A 19,341-nucleotide genomic window follows, 5' to 3' on the forward strand; every position below is an offset into this window, starting at 1 on the left:
CAGGCCTCAGTGTCATTGCCGGGTTTAGTACCGGGCTTTATTTTAAACATTCAATCGCTTGACCACATTCTTAGTACTGAAAGCTTAATTTACCGTCAACTGAATGCCAGTATTCGATTCAAACTGAATTTATCGTCACCAAAGACACACAGTCGATTGGCTGGTCATGATCCACAATTCAGCTTGATTTTACACGACAATCTGATGTTGTCAATAGCAAGCACTTGCTTTAATAACAAGTCAGCTTTGAGTCGTCCAAAAAACGAGCAGCCATTATCCCGGCATACTCGTTTTGGGTATTACTGATTTAATTGATCTTTGACCTATAGTAGTTCAGCAAAAACATCTTCTTGGGCATTTAAATAATTTTCGCCTGGTTTGATCTCAGTCATTTTAACGCCGGCTAAAGCCCGTTCCATCAAGCCTTCGACATCAATCCGTTCTTCGTAGGACCGTGAACGGTCTAGCTTCGGATGCGTCTTGGGTGCTGGCGGCGCAAAAATCGTACAACAATCTTCAAATGGCATGATCGACAAGTCATAGGTATCGATATCTTCGGCAATCTTAATGATTTCCGTCTTGTCCATGGAAATCACTGGGCGCAAAACCGGCAAGGTAGTCACATCATTGATGGCAATCATGCTGTCCATCGTTTGTGAAGCCACTTGCCCTAATGATTCACCATTAAAAATCGCCTTACCATGCCGTTGACGCGTTATGGCGTCCATCAAACGCATCATCAGTCGCCGTTGAACGGTCATCAGATAACCCTCGGGCACTTTTTCTTTGATTTCTTCTTGAATCTCAGTGAATGGAATCTGAATAAACTTCACGCTACCAGAGTAACTTGCTAGCGTTGACGCTAACTGCTTGGCCTTTGCTAACGCCTGTTCACTCGTGTATGGCGGACTGAAGAAATGGACCATTTCCATGTCCACACCACGCTTCATGCCAAGGTAGCCGGCAACTGGTGAATCAATCCCACCAGAAAGCATCAGCATTCCCTTGCCGGCTGTGCCGACGGGTAATCCACCGGCGCCCTGAATCGTTTCTGATGATAAGAAAATACCGTTTAATCGAACCTCGACCCGCAACACAATGTCCGGATTTTTCATCTTAACTTGAATCCCGTCAACGTGGTCCAAGATTTGACCACCAAGCATGTCATTGATTTGATTTGTATCGTATTCAAACTGATGATCGGAGCGCCGTGTGTAAATTTTGAAAGTCATGCCCGGTTCAAACTGGGCTTTGACCATCGCAATCGCCGTTTCATAAACGGCATCCATCTCGGCATCGACGCGAATACTTGGTGAAAAGTTTTGAATTCCAAAAACTAACTTCAAACGTCCCATGACCTTATCGGCATCCTCACCATTTAACATGATGTGCATCCGGTCACGGTTCGCATGAACCTTTAGTTCTGGAAAGTCGTGCAACGCTTTGCGTACGTTACGGCCCAAACTATCAATAAAGTTCCGCCGGTTTTTACCCTTGGTCGATAGTTCACCATAACGTACCATAATTTCAGTGTACTGCATGAACAAGTTCCTTTCCGTTATGCGTCTGCATTAATTTTAGAGAATTTTTGGTAAAGCTGATCAAAGACTTTAATAAACTGATCAGCTTCTGCTAACGTATTATGCTCATCAAGACTCACCCGCACAGCACTCGTCGCAATGTTTTCTTGCACATGCATCGCCATTAGCGTACTAGAAGCTAAGTGTTTCTTCGATGAACAAGCACTCGTCGTTGAAATATAAATACCTTGGTCTTCAAATGCGTGAACGATGGTTTCACCCCGCACACCATTGATTGTGAAACATAAAATGTGAGGTGCAAAACCAGCTGTTGGTTGACTAAAAATCGTCACTTTCGGCAATGACTTAATGTGCTCGTAGATTCGCTGCTTGATGGCCCGTTCACGAGCCACCTTATCCGCTTCATCCGTGAGTAACAGTCGCAGGGCCTTCGCCATACCGGCAATTGCCGGTAAGTTTTCAGTTCCAGAACGCCAATTATTTTCCTGACCGCCACCATTCATTAATGGTGCTAACTTCCGACCATTGCGCGCATAAATAAAGCCAACACCACGCGTTGCATGAAACTTGTGGCCGGAAAAAGTCACGAAATCAACCCGGTCATTCATGATCATGTTTTGAATACCCTTGCCAATGCCTTGAACCGCATCAATATGAAAATGGATCTTCGGGTATTGTTTCAGTAGTTCAGCCACTTCAAGCAGGGGTTGAATCGTGCCAATTTCATTATTAACCGCCATCGTTGACACTAAAATCGTATCAGGTCGAATCGCCGCTTTCAAGTCCGCCACATTGATGCGGCCTTCCTGGTCAACTGGTAAGTAAGTCACTTCATAACCGAGCTCTTTTAATTGTTCCATCGAATTGTGAATGGCCGGATGTTCCACAGCCGTGGTGATTAGGTGCTTACCAAACGCCCGCTTTTCAATCGCGGTTCCTTTCAAGACCCAGTTGTCGCCTTCCGTCCCACCAGATGTGAAGAATATTTCGTGGGCCTGCACACCTAATAAATCAGCAATTTGTTGCCGTGATTGCTCCAACAAATGAAAGGCTGTTTCACCAAAATTATGCAAACTAGACGGATTACCCCAGATTTTCTGGGAAACCGTTGTATACGTCTCAAGTACGGTGGGAGCAACTTGGGTCGTCGCACTATTGTCAAAATAAATCATTACTACGCCTTCTCTTTCCAAGAAAGTGTGCTTTGCACTTACTTTCGATAAGAATTCTTTGCAATTATACCAAATATTACTAGTGAAACAAGAGGTTTTGTTCCAAAACTAAGATTAACTGGCTGGTAGTCACCAATTAATTAGTTTTGACTTTCCTATCCAAATTAACTAGCAAACGGCACCTAAGCTTGTTAGTGGCAATCAAAAACAGCTGGTAGTTGTTATCTAACAATCACCAGCTGTTTTTTCAACCAATTAGAATCAAACGAGCACTTTACTAAGCTTCGTCAGCACCTTTATCAGCTTGCTTATTAGCATAGTAGCTGTCTTCAATCCGTTTATAAGACCCTGGATCAACTTTATCGACCGCCGTCGCAATTACTTCTAAACTCCGGGCATAGTCATGCGTTTCTGTGAATAACCGTTGAGCTTCCACACTCGCAGCTTGCACCTCTTCATGGTTCGTTTTATAACGATTGGCGTATTGTAAAAGCTGTTCCGCCATGACGGCAGCATCCGTTAAGTCGTTGGTCTTTTCTTTCAACGTCGCCATGTCCGCCTGAATCACAATCAACTGCTTCGTAATATCGTCCATGTTAATCACGAGTTTATTAATATCATGATCGAGCCGTTCAATCTCCTTAGCCACAACTTTGAAATAGTCCAAGTAGTCTTTCGGCAAACCAGGCAAGTTTAAGTTTTCAACTTGCCGCTTGATCGCATGAATTTCGAAGTCGAACCGTTGCAACGTTTCATGTGCTTTGGATTCCTCAGCAGTTAAGCTCGCAACCCCTTTATTAATCGCAACCTGTTCTTCTTCAATTCCCTTCAATTGCTCATCTTGTTCCGCAAAATGGGCCGCAATCTCACTAAAAATGGCTTGCTTGCTAGTAATGGCCGTTGTGTCCGCCTGATAAACAGATTCAATCGTCTTTAATTGCTCATTTAATTCACGCGTCCGCTCGACTTCGCCATTATTTAACGTATAGCTTTGAGCTAACCGATCCAGTTCAATTTGCAAGCGGTGATTCTGATTCATGGCGTGCGTCAAAAACTTACTAATCTCCGCCTGTCGCTCATCGACAATGGCCTTAGCATCAATTTCTGCTTGCATCACATCATACAAATGATCAATTCGCTTTTCAATCGCATGATTGCCATTTTCGGCATCCGTTACTTTCAATTCTCCAAGTAGCGCTGTGTTATCCTCAATGGCTTGCTTTAATGCTTTGATTTCCGGCTCAATTGAATCAATCTCAAAGTGAAAATGCTGGGCCGTTAATTGTTGATAACCACTAGCAAGTTCAGCTAATTGATCAGGAAAGCCACTCACCAAGTCCTTATAAATTGGTGGAATCCGATCTATGTCCATTTCAAGGGCTCCGGTATCATGATGCAACTGATCAAGGACCTTTTCAGCCGCATCGTGATCACCGGCCTTGGCTAATTCAGAGAAGTGATCAAAATCACTTTCCAAATTCGCTAACTGATCCTCTAGTCTATCGATACTCGGACCAAACGAAAAGTTTTGTGACAGTAACGTTTTCCGCAAATTCTGATATTTCTTTTCTAGACTGGCCACTGCTTGCCGATGGGCTGCATCCGCATCATCTAATGCCTGCAACCCTTGACGAATTTCTGCTTGCCGCTGTTCGATCGTATCCAAGGTGGCCGCTACTTTTTTCAAATTTTGTTGCGCATCTAAGAAGCGAACGCCCCGAGCTTGCGTGGTAATGGCCGCCAACTGCTCACTAACGGCGGGTAACTGGTCATTAGTCACTTCTTGACCAGCGCTCTGCAACGCTTCCAACTTCGCTAACGAACCACCTGTTAGTCCGAGTTGTTCAATTTTTTCGAAATCCGTGGTTTGCGATTGTTTACTTAACGCTTGTTGCCGGGCCGTCAATTGCCGAACCTGCTTATCAATGTACAATTGAAAGCCTTTAACCGCCGCGTAGATGACAATCGCAACCACAACAATGCCGATTGCTACTTGCATACGAATACCCCTTACATTATTTTATTCCGTTTTAATTGCGTTGCGCCTCACCCTGCTGAGAACCGTAACCTTGCTTTTTTCTGAAAATCCAATTAAAATCTATCTTAAATTATAACATAGACGTAACTAACGGACAGTAACAATTTGTTAACATTCAAGGAGGATCTTTACATGGCTACCACGGAAACATCACTTATGAACCAACAACTAGACGCCCTACTTTTTCAAGAAACCAACTTGGTCGCGAACTTAGCTAACGCTAGCGCCCTCCTTAACAGTACGTATACTGACCTCAACTGGGCCGGCTTTTACTTATACAACGAACAAACTGGCGAGCTCGACTTAGGTCCCTTCCAAGGCAAAGTCGCTTGCATGCACATTAAGGTCGGGGCTGGTGTCGTCGGAACTGCTTTTGAAACGCAGACAAATCAACGGGTGGCTGATGTCCATCAATTTCCTGGTCACATTGCCTGTGACAGTGCTAGTAATTCTGAAATCGTAGTCCCAATCACCAAAAATGGGCACCAAATCGGCGTTCTCGACGTGGATTCTCCATCGTTAGACCGATTCAATGCCGATAACGAGGCCGAATTAACTGAGTTTGTGGCTATCTTAACGTCTCATATTGACTAATCAGCATTAAACGTGGTATGCTACTCTTTGTGTAAAATAATGCAGCAGTGAGTGGGTAAGCTCGTCAACAGATTGGTGCCAATATTTTGGTCAGTTAGTAACCTGCGGCTGCAATGGTGAAACCTGCAGTCCAATCTGAACGAATATCGAACTTACATCGGATTATTTTACTCCAACTAAAATTATTGGAGGAAACATTTTATGTCTCGTTATACAGGTCCAAGTTGGAAAATTTCCCGTCGTTTGGGAATGTCCCTTTCAGGTACTGGTAAAGAATTAGCTCGCCGCCCTTACGCTCCTGGTGATCATGGCCAAGGTCGTCGTGGTAAGTTATCTGAATACGGTACACAATTACGCGAAAAGCAAAAGTTACGGATGATGTACGGTTTAACTGAACGTCAATTCGCTAACTTATTCCTTAAAGCTGGTAAGATTCGCGAAGGTAAGCATGGTGTTAACTTCATGATCTTACTCGAACGTCGTTTGGATAACATGGTTTACCGTTTAGGCTTAGCTACGACTCGTCGTCAAGCGCGTCAATTAGTAAACCATGGTCACATCACTGTTGATGGCAAGCGCGTTGACATTCCTTCATACGAAGTTAGTGTTGGCCAAGTTGTCTCAGTTCGTGAAAAGTCCAAGAAGTTGGCTGTTATCACTGGCGCTGTTGAAGCCGTTGTTGCACGTCCTAACTTCGTTCAATTCGATGCCGATAAGCTGGAAGGTTCATTGACTCGTTTACCAGAACGTGAAGAACTTGAAGCAGATATCGACGAATCATTAATCGTTGAATACTACAACAAACTTTAATTTCCGGTGTTTAAAAACCGTCGCATTTGCGGCGGTTTTTTTTGTGTCTCAGTTAAGTTTAAGCCTCACGCTCGGCACTCACGGCGGCCATGACCGGCTGGTAAATTGGCAACAATTGTTTGAACGTTGTTATGATCAATCTGTTCAACATATCAGCATCTTCAAATAATGGATCGCCAGCTAAGACTGCGCGCCCCACGACCAATTCGCTGTGCTTGTACTGGTCAAACTTCTTAATGGCCTGCATAATATGCGTCGGTGTCGCGGGTTGTGTGGACGGTACGCCATGATTATTACTGATAACATAGCCCGCCGGCAAAGCTGTCAGCAATGGCGCCAGGTCTGTGAGTCGCATGCGCGCCTGCACGGCAGGTTTACATTCATCTAAAATATCAAAATAGATAAACAAGCGGTCAGGCCATAGCCCTAATTCAAAATGCGGCCAGGCTTTGTAGCTCCGTTTGTTTTGACTAAACGCGACCCAAGTATCTACCGGTGGGTTTTTAAATCGGCGCAAGTGTTTGGCAACATGCGCGTAAAACGGCGGCTCCCCAGGAGTTTGTAAACTCGTAATAATCGTTGGTGCGAGCTGCTCGAACTTAGGATCAATCACCGTTTTAATCAAACGCATGCGTCCCGCCAACGTTTGGTCATTAAAAATTTCAAAATCTTGATTTGTAAACAAGTTTTATCATCCCCAAAACTAATTTAGATTAACCATACCGCATTCACTAGCGCAGCGCTACCCCCCTTCCCTTCGCTATTATTGGAGGAACATGCTACAATGATAATTACTATCAAGGAAAGGATGTTAGACAATGGCTGAAACAGATAAGCAACCAGTTGACCGCATCGAAACGGCCATGCACGGGACGCCAAAGTTGCATCCCGATGAGCAGCGAAAGTATCTTGGCACGTTTCGTGAACGCGTCGAAATCGCCATAACTGTTGCCCAAGTCAAACAGGCTAGTTATGTTGACGCGCTCAGCCAAGCATTTGCAGCGCATCCCGATGACCAGCTGTATATTAATGGTAATTTGGAACAGGAACTGATTGGGCCGTACATTAAGGCCGCTAGTCAAGCCAATATTAAATTCACCATTAAAACAGACGATATCTACCGAACTGCCGATGACAATTATGCACTGGTATTTACCGCTGCAACTGCCATTAACCAAGACGTTATTGACATTGCACAACGTTATCCATCCCAGACATCACCAGCAACACCGAAGGCCGATAAAGCGCCCGGTTTGCTAGATAAATTCAAAAAGTTACTTTAAATGTTTTTTATGACACTGAAGAGAACGGAACAAACCTGCATGTGCTAACACGCACCCAAAAGATACAAACAAACGACCATTAATTCTTTAATGATAAAATATCATTGAAGAATTAATGGTCGTTTGTTTCTCGTTATTCTTCGTTCCTGAGAAACAAACTGATCTCCCAACTTGCCCCTCCGAAATATCGCTAACGTACATGCTATAAAAGTACCGTTCCTTAAATTGATAGAAAAATCGTGCTCAGTTTCGTCCCAGAATTTTTTGCATTTGACCGCGTTTAACTATGCACCAAAGTTCCATAAAGACTGGTTATGAACAAAGCTACAACAATAATGCCCATAAGACTGACCGATATCCATGGCGTTGTGGCGATACTCAGTAGTAACAATATCCCACCACCAACTAGCGTATAGCCTAACCAATAACGAACACGCCGCCAAATCATTGGCCGAATTGCTTGACCACCTCGATGTAGCTGGGCATACTGGTTTGCACTGATCGTCGGCAAGTAGTTGCCAATGGCCATAAAGATAAACGCAATTAAACTAATGACAATGCGCCAGATATCTAACTGGTGGCCTAACCCATAACTGATTGTCGTTGTATAGATCACGCCTGAAAGCACGGGTACGATCCAAATAATCATCCGTTCAAAGCGCGGTGCTGGCCCCTTATGGTTCGCATTAAGACGCGTGACTCCCACGCAGATGAGCTGAAACACCATCATCATTACCGGAAATCCAAAGACCACCAGTGATTTGGCGGCCATTCCATTGGGTTGATTATCTAAATTAAAATGAATCGCCATTTTAGCGGGTAACGCCGTATAGTTCACGATACCATAGCCCATTGGTAATAAAATGACAATGTAACTCAGCCACAACTGCAGATTTCTTTTCATCATCCTTATTCATCCCCCTGCTTTGGACTGAAACGATACAGCCACGTCAACATTTCCTCGAATACGCTAGCGTTTAACTCATAATACAAATAGTTTTTCTCCTTAGTGACGGTGACTAAGCCCGCCTCCTTCAAAAGCTTAAGGTGATAAGAAACCGTTGCGTGGCTTAGCTTAAAATGTGCCGCAATCTCGCCAGCTGATTGCCGATCTTGACGTAGTTCTTCTAGGATCTGACGTCTGACAGGATCAGCAATTGCTTTGAAAGTCGTATTCAATGCCATAGATCGTGCCTCCCAAAAGCTATTTCGATATGTTTCTAAATAGATTATAACAGGTCTTGAAAATTCTCACAAGAAGTATTTAGATAAAGTTCGAAATAGGTATATTCTAACCAGTTCGTATGAAGATTGAGAATCAAAAAAGCCGGTCAAGAGACCAGCTTTTTAATTCTCAATCTTCATTTCCAAACAACGCATCCAACAACTGCCCCGCCACTGGTCGTGCTTTTCCAAACATTGGGAACAAGTGCGGATATAAGTACGGTGCCGCATGAATACCTAGATACACTGCCATTTCAGGATGTTCCGGCACTAGTTCTGCGTAAAGATTAGGAATCATCACGTCGACCCCGGCTATCGATAGATGTAAATCCGCCACCAATTTTTCAACTGCTTGTACATAGGACTGATGCATGTCATCGGTCGCATCCAGCACATCAGCACCATTACCAAAGGTTGCATCTTCTCGTAATAAAATTTGCGTTCCCCGGCTGACAACTGAATCTAATGTCAGATGATATGAATCTAATCGATAACGCTCGATCGTCCCCAATTGTAATGTTGATTGCGGCCACTTAAAGGCAGTTCCCCGCAATGCGCGACCATTCTTACGATCTAATAAAGTTTTGACCGTTGAGCGCCCATCGCCAACAATATTAGCGGGAATTCGTTCAACAATCGCTTGTACACGACCATCAATAACCAAGAAACGGTAACTTGATGCAACCACCACTTCTTCGGCCATTACCGCGGACGTTTGCTCGAATAGTTGCCGGACGACCTGCTCAAATAGTTCTCGTTCTGGCATAATCCGAAAAACGACCACCTTATGTGACTCATTTGCCGCCTTTAATACAATTCCACCCGCTTGAACGTACCGATCATAATCAGCAATCAACTGATTAGCCGTATGATACGTTTGCGAAGCTGGTACCTGAACACCATGCTCAGCCAAGACTTGTTTGGCGGCGGCCTTATGTGTCAATACGGTCGTTAGCGCCTGCGGATTTAAATCTGTCCCGCTACCGTTGACCACTAACTGCGAATGCCCTAAATTGGTTAATCGTAAAATATTAGCGGGCGCGTCAACCACGTCCACCCGCACACCACGCGTCAGTGCTTGCTGGACTAATTGCTGACTCGATAAATCTAACGTGGTAAAGCCGGCAAGTTCAAAGGGCCGTTCATTGATATCGGCTTGATAACGTGCGGCTTGTTGGAGTGCCCACGCCAACGGATCAGCCTGCATGGCAATTTGTGCGCTCAACGTCGTCTTGGGGTCTGTGACTCGCTTCTTCAGCTGTTTAAGTAAGACCACATCTTCATTCGGTAAGTCATAAGCCTTAACAAAATCCGCGAGTGCCTCTAAGACTTGGGCCGCTGGTATGGCTTGAGCACTGGCAGTTGTCGGATTTTCAGCCAATACTTGTCTGGTCAACTGGTCAGCCTGTACGTTGACCTGTGGCACCATCTTGATCGGAAGTGCCGGCATCATCACAAAGTAACTCGCTAGCAAGCGAAGAAATGCCACCGCGTTAGCGTCCACCCCAACTGGACTAGTCGGGTCGAGGTCTAATCCCCGGTATTCAAGATAATAAACGCCTTGTCGGGTCATCGTGGCTAACTGACCGTTGCTCCGGAAGCGAACTGGCCCATCGAAATCGGCGACTGATATTAACTGTTTCTCGTGCACTGCCGCGGTCAACTTAGCCACATAACGATCAATCGATGTATAATCGCCTGTTACTTGACTATAACGACCATTGGGATGTTGAACACTACTACGCTGATGACGACTAGTTGTATCAGTAACGGCTAGACATGGCGAAGCACCAAATAAATACTGAATCAGCCAATTCATTCGAACCAAGCCTTGAGCAACTTTTAGATAGACTGCATTGCGAAAATCGACATAACTGTGATACTGCTGATGAAACGTTTCGGTGTATAACCGAGTAAATAAAGTTTCATTCAAGCTGAGGTTCACATGACTTCCAGTAGTCATTAACTTCTGTATATCATACTTACGTGCTAAATCCCGGCGACGTTGATAGCCGACCTGATCAACATCAGCTAATGGGATTGTTGCCAAATCAGTCGGCAATACTGGCGTACTCGATAATGGCCATAATTGCTCTCCCTCACCGAGCGTTCGGCGCGCCGCTGTATTCAACCCATTCAGATAAGCCATTAATGCTGGAATATCACGACGAACCGGCGTACTAAATTTTAAAGCACTCGCTGAAAAGCCAGGGCGCAGTTGCTGATTTTGTTGTGCTGAGCCAAACGCGTGAGGATGACGTGTTGCGGCTAAGCAGCCATGACTGTCCACCCGGTGCATGGTCACCTCGAGTCCTAAATTAGCCTGATGAACGAGTGGGACTAACTGATACTGTACAATTGCCTTACCAACGGCATCTAATTCCATAATGATCAATCCTTTGTAATTATTTTGACTGCTAAACTGATTATTCGGTGTCCTTCATTGTAAATGCTATAATAGTTGGGACTAGTTTTGCAAGGAGGGATTTCAAACGATGCAACAACCTTTAGCTTATCGGATGCGGCCAAAAACATTGGAAGACGTTGTTGGCCAACAGCAACTGGTTGGTCCGGGCAAGATCATCGCACGAATGGTCAAGGCCAAACGTCTATCATCAATGATTTTATATGGGCCACCGGGTACTGGCAAGACCAGCATTGCCAGTGCCATCGCTGGTTCGACCAAATACGCTTTTCGCATGTTGAATGCCGCCACTGATAGCAAAAAGCAGCTTCAAATCGTCGCTGAAGAAGCCAAAATGAGTGGGACGGTTATTCTGTTACTGGATGAAATCCACCGGTTGGATAAAACCAAACAGGATTTTCTATTACCCCACCTAGAAAGTGGCCGCATCATTTTAATTGGTGCCACCACCGAAAATCCATATATTAGTATTAACCCAGCCATCAGGAGTAGAACGCAAATCTTTCAAGTCTTTCCACTAACAGCTGAGGATATTCAGCACGCCGTTGAACGGGCCCTTGCTGATGAAACAAACGGTCTTGGTCGTTACCGAGTTGACTTAGCGCCCGCCGCCTTGCACCATCTTTGCACGGCAACTAATGGCGATTTACGAAGTGCCCTCAATGGTTTAGAGTTGGCTGTACTGTCATCAACCCCCGCCGACGATGGCACCATCACCATTTCACAACAAACGATTGAAGAATGCTTGCAGAAAAAGGCCCTGTCTGCCGACAAAGATGGCGATGCCCATTATGATGTGATTTCGGCATTTCAAAAGTCCATTCGTGGTTCCGATGCCAACGCCGCTCTGCACTATTTGGCACGATTAGTCGAAGCTGGCGATTTAAAGAGTATTATGCGTCGACTGATGGTAATTGCTTATGAAGATATTGGCTTAGCAAACCCAGCAGCTTGTGCCCACACGGTTGCCGCTGTTCAGGCCGCCGATCAACTTGGCTTTCCAGAAGCACGAATTCCGTTAGCTGATGCTGTGATTGAATTAGCCTTGTCACCAAAATCAGATTCAGGCATCAGTGCCGTTGATGCCGCCCTCACAACGGTTCGTAACGGGCATTTCGGTGACATTCCAGCCGATTTAAAAGACGCCCACTATCAGGGTGCTGCCAAACTCGGGCACGGTGTCGGCTACGATTTTCCACACGACCATCCGGGCGACTGGGTTGCGCAACAATATTTACCAGATGCCATCAAATCGGCTAAGTATTATGAACCCAAAACAAATGGTCGCTACGAAACAGCGCTTGCGCAACAATACGAAAAATTATTAAAGGCCAATGCGCGAAACCGTTAACAACACCTCGGTTGTGCTTATAATTGCAACTTTTATTTTTATATGCTAGACTAAGAGTCGAAATTACTAAGGTGTGCGCATTGCTCTAAACAAAGTGTTGCCGAACAATTAATACTACTTTGGGATGTCCGTTAGCTAATTCCATAACATGCCTTATCCTTTGGTAGTTAGCGAATTAGTCAGAACGTCCCACCTGCCTTAAAGCGGGTCAATACTGAAGGGCGATTAACGGCACCACTAGTTTTTCCGGAAGTTTACTTCCGTTGGTCAGGACTTGTTCCTGGCCTTTTTTGTTGCGTGAAATCACCGCCAACTAACAGCCACAGTTTTTTAGATCCGTTAATGAGCCATTATTTGAAGATGCTCAACGGTTGGTTCACGATCTATCAACAGGCGTACATCTTAAGCTATACTAACTAGGCAAGCTTACGTTGAATTTAGCGCATTTAAAGTCTCCGTACTAGTTGTTAATATTATTGCTGGCATTGAATTTGTCTTCTCTTCCAGAATCGACTAAAATAATACCAACATCACCTTTTGGAGGTTTATTTTGATTACACTACTGCTTGTCGTTTACACACTCATTGCGGGATGGCTCAGCTACTACCTACTGACCCACCAATCGCGACCGTTTCTCTTTTTTGATCCCAACAAAGCGCCCACCATCAAGCATGTGGCTCGTTATGGCGGCGGTTTAATGTTACTAGTCACCATTGCTTGTCTCGTGACCATCTTTATCCAAGCAACAATGCTAATTGCCATCGTGTTAACAAGTGGCTCGCTCATCATGATGGCAATTGCACTAATTTTAGTGAGTTTTATGCAAATCTCATAGAAAACGCTTTTTATTTATTGCGAAAACCTTTACAATATAGTTATAAAGTAATGAGGGGTGAGAATGATGTTACAACAATACCAACACATTTTAGTTCCTGTTGATGGTTCTTATGAAGCAGAATTAGCATTTAAAAAGGCGGTTGCCGTCGCGAAACGGAACGGCCCTAACGCCTCAGTTCACATGGTCCACGTGGTTGATACCCGTGCTTTCCAAAACATTTCTAGTTTTGATACGACGATGGTCGAACAAGTGACGGATACTGCTCAAAAGACGCTAGATAAATACGTTGCCGAAGCTAAAGCGGACGGCTTAGATAACGTTGATTACTCCATCGAATATGGGGCACCAAAGACGATTATCGCTCGTGATGTTCCTAAGGACATGGGAACTGATTTAATTATGATTGGGGCTACCGGCCTCAACGCAGTCGAACGTCTGTTGATTGGTTCAGTCACCGAGTATGTCACTCGAATGGCTGTTTGCGACGTGCTCGTTGTCCGGACTGACTTAGAGAATAAGCCAGCACCTAAACCAAAGAAAAAGTAATATTTTAATGCACTGACTACCAAAGTCGAGCCAATGAAGTTATGAAACTTCATTGGCTCGACTTTTTATATTGTTCTCTAGTATTGCTTATTTAACCAGCCTAGTCAGTACTGGCTCATTATTCCAAAATGACACGGTAGAGTTTCTGACCAAGATCATTCAAAGCCGTCGTTTGTGCTTCACGTTCCCCATCAGCAGCCATCACAGTCATGATAAAGGTGCCTTGCCGATTTTTGACAATGGCCGCATCATTTTGAACACCATACGCTTGATAATCTCCAGTCTTATTGTAAATCGTTGCCCGCGTTGGCAAATTTTTGACTAACTTGCTGTGATCAGTATTAGCCTTTAAAATCGTTAACATGGCTTGATCAACCCTTTTAGAAATCAACCGATAGTTAGCCAGCCGTTGCAGTATCGTTGCGACATCCCGAACTGAAGTATAGTTATCACGACCCGCTTTTAGTGCCGCAGTGTCCATTAATCGACGTGCCATTTTGGTATCCTTCAAGTCCAATTGAGCAACTTCACTGTTGATTGCAGACACACCGCCCACTCGATCCAACATAATATTAGCAGCGGTATTATCGCTGTCCGTAATCATCCGCTTAGCGATCTCAGCGTACGTTAGCTGACTACCAGCAGGTAACGTATGTAACGTTCCCGTACCACCGACCTTATCTTCAGCACGTAATGTGTACCGATCCTGCATTTGCCAATTATTTTGATGAACTTGATCATAGGCTGTCACTAAAATAAATAATGTAATTAAACTCCCAGCGCGCTGTGCGCCATTATTAACGATTACAGTCTGACTGCCCGTCAACGGCATGACTGCTATCGAAGTTCGCCCGGCCACGTCTTGCATTGTTTGCTCAACAAGCTCGGAGACCGTCTTAGTTGGAAACGTCGCCAGTGGCTTCCCAGTCGCCACAGGTTGCGCTGTAGCTGTTGTCCCACTGGCAGTCGACTTAGCAGTGGTTAGCGCCAAGGACGACCAGAATAGCTGACCAATGATATAACTACCACCAATCAGCAGTAAAAGCGCAACCAGTCCGCTAAGCAACCACTGCTGATTAAATCGGGTTGAGAATATGGTTAGTCGTGATTGTGATTGTCGACGTTGCACGCGACTTGGTTGGGCTGAATCACTCCTGGTCAACACGTCTAAGCGTTGACCACATTCCAGGCAAAATTTGGCGTTCGGTGCATTTTGATAGCCACAATTTTGACAACTCATCTTAACATTCCTCCCGGTAATAAAAATGGGGCAGTCAGCAGTGTGCCGTGCTCAATCGGGTTGCGAATACCCAAATTAAGCGCGGCCACTCACCGCTAACTGCCCCACTACACGATTTAAGCTTCGTTAGCCACTTGCAACGGTGCAATGTGGTACTCGGCCATTTCTTTCGTGATTTTTTCGGTCAAACTATTGTTGTGCGTTACTAAACTCAACGCATATGCTACATAGTAGTGGTCATGCGCTGACTGAATATTATTTAAAACGACTTCATTGGCTGCTTTCTGCGCATACAACCGATCTAATAAATAAAGTGACTGACTTTCCTGGGCTTTTTTAAGTGCCAAGTCAATTAACTCCAAAGCTTCTTCTGGAAAGTTGATTTTTGCATAAAGTTGCGCAGCCGAGGCATAAATCAGAATTTCATTTTGTAAATAATCATCGTCACCCATCGGCATTGCTTGCGCATCCATTGTGTGTAACGTGGCAACTGCTTGCTTGACGAAGATCTCAGCCTTGTCATAAGCCTGTTTACGTTCATAAGCTAATCCAGTCCCCAACGTTGCTAAGATGGCAAACATATCATGACTAGATTTAACAAACTGATTTAGCAACATCCCAAAGTTGAAAATAGCTTCGTCGGCATTATCATTGAGAACCAGTTGCAAATAGCCTTCATAGTAGTAATACTGTTTCTTATCAGTATTACTCCGTAGTTGTTTTGGTCGGATATGCTGGAAGACGTCTTGCGCTTCTTGCAGTTGCATATGTCGAATCAATAAATCAATTTTTTTAAAGGTCCGATATAATTGGTCATCATTTTCAATAATGACTTCTGACAAACGAATGCCTAATCGATTACAAATCTTCATCATAATCTTCATACTTGGAATTTTGCTTTTCTTCTCAATCAAACTAATCGTTGCCTGAGTACAAATACCATCTGCCAATTCTTTTTGCGACATGCCCTTCCGTTTTCTGAACTGCCGCACCTTTTCTCCTAATATTCTCATGCTTAACCCCTCTTTTATTCAATTGCCTTAAACCAAACTCAGTTATTTGTAACTGTCCTTGCTCCACCCCACTTAGTGAGCAAGGTTATCGTGACACCTAATCAATCTTCGTTAATACGTTCGAATAATTGAGCACTACCCAATTGGACAATACCAATCACGCATATAATTATATTCACATAACGGAATTTTAGCAAGAAATACGCGTAATTCTTATTTAATATTAAGTTTATACCATGCTTTAACACTGAGGTCATTTATTAATTATCCAGTATCCCAGTTCGTTAACCGGCCTAATTAAGGGCTTGTTTATTAAAAGTGAGAACTACTGAAAGCGATTCAAAAGGGAATAAGTAAACGTTATTTGCAGCTCATATTACTTGTCATGACACCCCGAACCATAACGCTGTGACAGCTTAATAATTAAGCTCAGTTCTCATACTTCTTTCAGTAGATTATAACCAACTCAGTAGCCAATTTATCAATTGATAAAAATAGTAATGTTTAGACATCGTTTTCAATTGTTTTAATTGACCAGGTCGATTCGTGATGAGTCCATCCGCCCCCATAGCTGCCAGCCGTTGCATTGCGAGCGGCCGATCAACTGTCCAAAAATATACGGCGAGATGCTGACGATGAGCCGCGCTAACCTGTTCACGAGTGGCCGTTAGGGCTTGCAGTGAATAAAAACTGGCTACTGAATCCGAAAAATCGGTCAGATAAAATGGCGCAATTAATCCTACTGGCAGTTGAACATTTCGTTGATGCAATTGTTCAATGATCCGGTAGTCTAACGAGTGGACGGCCCCTTTTTGACGTACCAATGGCTGACCATAGCGGCCCGCAAATGCCCCCATCAGTTGATTGGCTGCTCCGACCGATTTGATCTCGACTAACAAGGGTTGTTGCAAGTTACGTGCCACCGTAAAGTACTGATTAAACGTGCTTAAACGCCCCTTTTGACCATGCTCATGCAAGGGTAACCCACTCAATTCATCGACTGGATAATCATGGACTGGCCCCGCTTGACCAGCCAGGGCTGTCAACGTGGAATCATGCATCACGACCCAGTGCCGATCCGCAGTCGGCTGAATATCCATCTCAACCATGTTAGGTCGGGTCTGTTTAACCGTTCGTTTAAGTGCTGCTGTCGTGTTTTGAACACCATCATGACCATTGACACCTCGGTGCGCAATAACTGCTGGTATCGCAGTTGTCGGCGCGCCTAACCACCAACCCGAATAACTGCTTAAGACCACCAAGCTAATCAACGTTATTAGCGCCGTCTGCCATTGGGGCCTTACTGGGGTAACCCGTTGTGGCCGCCATTGTGCCCATTCACCCATGAGCAACAACCAGCCAATTAGTTGTAATCCTGTCATACTGATTATTGCCACCAGTCGACTCACAATCTGGCTGTAGTTCCCACAGATCCAAACGATTCCCACACTAAGGCCGGCTAAAATTCCCCAGCCAATTAGTACCATCCAGCCATAGCGCGTTCTTTTAATAACGGTCCACCACGATGTTTTCCAACCAGTCTGCCAATAGTTTTTCCAATTGGCAGGGTTTAACAATTGTTGTTGGAGTGCCGGTAACCACTTCCAGCTCAATAACCACCCAAGTAACCATAGCGGCACCACTATGGGTAACCAGTCATAACGCGTATTGAAGATTACATTCTGAATAGCTGCCGGTAACTGTAAACTTGCTTGTAAGGTTGCTAGATAACCTAACCAACCGAGTGGCAACCACCATCCCACCATTACTAGCAACATTGACCAGCGACAAATAAATTGACCAACTTGCAATGGCTCGTGATTACTACGACCTACTAATGCTGGTAGCCAAGCACTCAACGTAATTAATCCAATCAAACTCACCCCGCCACCAACTTGAATGCCCAGTACCTTAACAAGCACTGCTAGTAACATGCCAGTTAACCACCAGATGGCTAGTGGCCCAGCTAATTGCTGTGCACCACGAGTAATTAGTTGCCATCCGCGTCTTAACAACCTGACCCCTCCTTACAAAAAATGGTGGTCGTGATGAATTGCTTCATCCCAACCACCACAAATTAGTTACAGTTTTATTCTGCGTCTAATGCGACAAAATCATAGTGAATGCCAGATTGGCGTTTGAATTCATCAAATCCAAGTTGGATTAATTGATCAATCAAAGCCGTGTAGCTAATACCTGAAACTTCCCATAACTTTGGATACAAACTAATATTAGTAAAACCAGGCAACGTGTTAATTTCGCCCAAATATGGTTCGCCATCTTCAGAAACTAAGAAATCGACCCGCGCCATCCCCTTCAAACCAAGGGCCTTAAACGCGTCTAGTGACATCTGCTGAATCCGCTTGGTTAAATCAGCCGGTAATTCGACTGGTAGCTCAAAAGTCACACCACTAGCATCCACGAATTTATTATTATAATCGTAGAACGTATCCGTCTTTGGAACATCGATTGCGCCAAGCTTAGAAGCTTTAGGGTTCTCATTACCTAATATTGAACATTCTACTTCTCGCGGATTATCGATTGATTCTTCAACCAAAATCTTATAGTCATACTTGAAAGCATCAGCTAAGCCGTCCAAATATTCCTGCTCATTCTCAGCTTTATGAATACCAATTGATGATCCTTGGTTCGCTGGCTTAATGAATAAATGATCACCGACATGGGCTTGCAAATATGCATATGTCATCTGATCCCGGTTTTCAGGCGTAACCACCACGTACTTTGTATTTTGAATATGGTGATGGGTTAGAATCTGCTTCGTGATATCTTTGTCAAAGCTGGCCGCTGATGCTAACACGCCACTACCGACATAGGGCTTCTTCAATAACTTGAACAGCCCTTGTAAGGTACCATCTTCCCCCAAATTACCATGCACCACTGGGTAAAAAATATCAATATCTTTAGCTAGTGTCAGGTTCTTGATGGGTGCTAATGGATCACGCATGTCCAACTTGGGCATTTCTTCAGCGACCACTTGATCTTCTGGCTCGCCATCAAATACCCGCCGCGTTGCAGCATCACTCAAGACCACTCCGTCCTTTGTGATTAAAAACAAGTCAACATCATACTTATTCTTGTCCATGGCATCATAGATGTTATGCGCTGAACGCTTCGAAACATCGTGCTCTGAAGAATTCCCGCCAAATAACATACCAACGTGGATCTTTTTTTGTGTCTCCATAATTTTGTTCATCCTATCAAGGTTTATTTCATACTACGGCTTAGTTAATTCTACAATATCTGAG

The 19,341-nt window shown here is 44.3% G+C and carries 17 protein-coding genes and 1 other RNA gene; 7 read left to right on the forward strand and 11 right to left on the reverse strand.

Translation table 11 applies throughout. The features are described from left to right. Positions 1-323: 323 nt before the first annotated feature. The 3 genes from thiI to ezrA form a co-directional block, all read right to left on the reverse strand. A complete protein-coding gene (gene thiI, locus RXV91_RS10300; RefSeq protein ID WP_316439793.1) occupies positions 324-1,541 on the reverse strand; it encodes a tRNA uracil 4-sulfurtransferase ThiI in 1,218 nt (405 codons plus the stop codon). Between the two features lie 17 nt (positions 1,542-1,558). Beyond that, entirely contained in the window at positions 1,559-2,713 is a 1,155-nt protein-coding gene (locus RXV91_RS10305) for a cysteine desulfurase family protein (protein ID WP_316439794.1), read from the reverse strand. A 277-nt stretch (positions 2,714-2,990) separates the two neighbouring features. Continuing rightward, entirely contained in the window at positions 2,991-4,712 is a 1,722-nt protein-coding gene (gene ezrA, locus RXV91_RS10310) for a septation ring formation regulator EzrA (RefSeq protein WP_316439795.1), read from the reverse strand. Between the two features lie 171 nt (positions 4,713-4,883). Here ezrA and RXV91_RS10315 point away from each other — a divergent pair, with 171 nt between their 5' ends. Together RXV91_RS10315 and rpsD are read left to right on the forward strand one after the other, a co-directional pair. Beyond that, positions 4,884-5,345: a GAF domain-containing protein gene (locus tag RXV91_RS10315; RefSeq protein WP_316439797.1), complete on the forward strand. Its 462-nt coding sequence runs from the start codon at positions 4,884-4,886 to the stop codon at positions 5,343-5,345. A gap of 201 nt (positions 5,346-5,546) precedes the next feature. Continuing rightward, entirely contained in the window at positions 5,547-6,155 is a 609-nt protein-coding gene (rpsD, locus tag RXV91_RS10320) for a 30S ribosomal protein S4 (protein ID WP_021732567.1), read from the forward strand. A 58-nt stretch (positions 6,156-6,213) separates the two neighbouring features. On the opposite strand, the gene RXV91_RS10325 is transcribed toward rpsD, so the two are convergent. Further along, entirely contained in the window at positions 6,214-6,840 is a 627-nt protein-coding gene (locus tag RXV91_RS10325; RefSeq protein WP_316439798.1) for a DUF1054 domain-containing protein, read from the reverse strand. 133 nt (positions 6,841-6,973) lie between these two features. Here RXV91_RS10325 and RXV91_RS10330 point away from each other — a divergent pair, with 133 nt between their 5' ends. Next, a complete protein-coding gene (locus RXV91_RS10330; RefSeq protein ID WP_316439799.1) occupies positions 6,974-7,438 on the forward strand; it encodes a YueI family protein in 465 nt (154 codons plus the stop codon). 280 nt (positions 7,439-7,718) lie between these two features. Here the strand turns inward: RXV91_RS10330 and RXV91_RS10335 are convergent, their stop codons facing one another. The 3 genes from RXV91_RS10335 to gshAB all read right to left on the reverse strand — a co-directional run bounded on the left by RXV91_RS10335 (position 7,719) and on the right by gshAB (position 11,048). Beyond that, positions 7,719-8,345, reverse strand: coding sequence for a DUF1648 domain-containing protein (locus RXV91_RS10335; RefSeq protein ID WP_316439800.1), 627 nt, complete (start codon positions 8,343-8,345; stop codon positions 7,719-7,721). Between the two features lie 2 nt (positions 8,346-8,347). Then, on the reverse strand, positions 8,348-8,623 hold the full coding sequence (locus RXV91_RS10340) for an autorepressor SdpR family transcription factor (protein WP_021732571.1): 276 nt from the start codon (positions 8,621-8,623) through the stop codon (positions 8,348-8,350). A 169-nt stretch (positions 8,624-8,792) separates the two neighbouring features. Continuing rightward, complete coding sequence (gene gshAB, locus RXV91_RS10345) at positions 8,793-11,048, reverse strand: bifunctional glutamate--cysteine ligase GshA/glutathione synthetase GshB (protein ID WP_316439801.1); 2,256 nt, start codon at positions 11,046-11,048, stop codon at positions 8,793-8,795. A gap of 109 nt (positions 11,049-11,157) precedes the next feature. On the opposite strand from gshAB, the gene RXV91_RS10350 reads away from it, so the two are divergent. The 4 genes from RXV91_RS10350 to RXV91_RS10365 all read left to right on the forward strand — a co-directional run bounded on the left by RXV91_RS10350 (position 11,158) and on the right by RXV91_RS10365 (position 13,822). After that, positions 11,158-12,438 (forward strand): replication-associated recombination protein A, encoded by a 1,281-nt coding sequence (locus RXV91_RS10350; protein WP_021732573.1) that lies wholly within the window; start codon positions 11,158-11,160, stop codon positions 12,436-12,438. Positions 12,439-12,498: 60 nt separating this feature from the next. Then, positions 12,499-12,686, forward strand: a non-coding RNA gene (ssrS, locus tag RXV91_RS10355) — 6S RNA. A gap of 302 nt (positions 12,687-12,988) precedes the next feature. Beyond that, positions 12,989-13,273 (forward strand): hypothetical protein, encoded by a 285-nt coding sequence (locus RXV91_RS10360; RefSeq protein ID WP_316439802.1) that lies wholly within the window; start codon positions 12,989-12,991, stop codon positions 13,271-13,273. A gap of 66 nt (positions 13,274-13,339) precedes the next feature. Then, positions 13,340-13,822 carry a universal stress protein gene (locus RXV91_RS10365; protein WP_021732576.1) on the forward strand — a complete coding sequence of 161 codons (483 nt, stop codon included), beginning with the start codon at positions 13,340-13,342 and terminating at the stop codon, positions 13,820-13,822. 118 nt (positions 13,823-13,940) lie between these two features. Here the strand turns inward: RXV91_RS10365 and RXV91_RS10370 are convergent, their stop codons facing one another. The 4 genes from RXV91_RS10370 to RXV91_RS10385 form a co-directional block, all read right to left on the reverse strand. After that, on the reverse strand, positions 13,941-15,062 hold the full coding sequence (locus tag RXV91_RS10370; RefSeq protein ID WP_316439803.1) for a serine hydrolase: 1,122 nt from the start codon (positions 15,060-15,062) through the stop codon (positions 13,941-13,943). 116 nt (positions 15,063-15,178) lie between these two features. After that, positions 15,179-16,075 (reverse strand): helix-turn-helix transcriptional regulator, encoded by an 897-nt coding sequence (locus RXV91_RS10375; RefSeq protein WP_316439804.1) that lies wholly within the window; start codon positions 16,073-16,075, stop codon positions 15,179-15,181. Between the two features lie 455 nt (positions 16,076-16,530). Beyond that, positions 16,531-18,090, reverse strand: coding sequence for a glycerophosphodiester phosphodiesterase (locus RXV91_RS10380; RefSeq protein ID WP_316439805.1), 1,560 nt, complete (start codon positions 18,088-18,090; stop codon positions 16,531-16,533). Between the two features lie 74 nt (positions 18,091-18,164). Continuing rightward, positions 18,165-19,277 (reverse strand): D-alanine--D-alanine ligase family protein, encoded by a 1,113-nt coding sequence (locus tag RXV91_RS10385; RefSeq protein WP_316439806.1) that lies wholly within the window; start codon positions 19,275-19,277, stop codon positions 18,165-18,167. Positions 19,278-19,341 lie beyond the last annotated feature (64 nt).

This window comes from Lactiplantibacillus sp. DA1 (assembly GCF_032681335.1).
GTDB lineage: Bacteria > Bacillota > Bacilli > Lactobacillales > Lactobacillaceae > Lactiplantibacillus.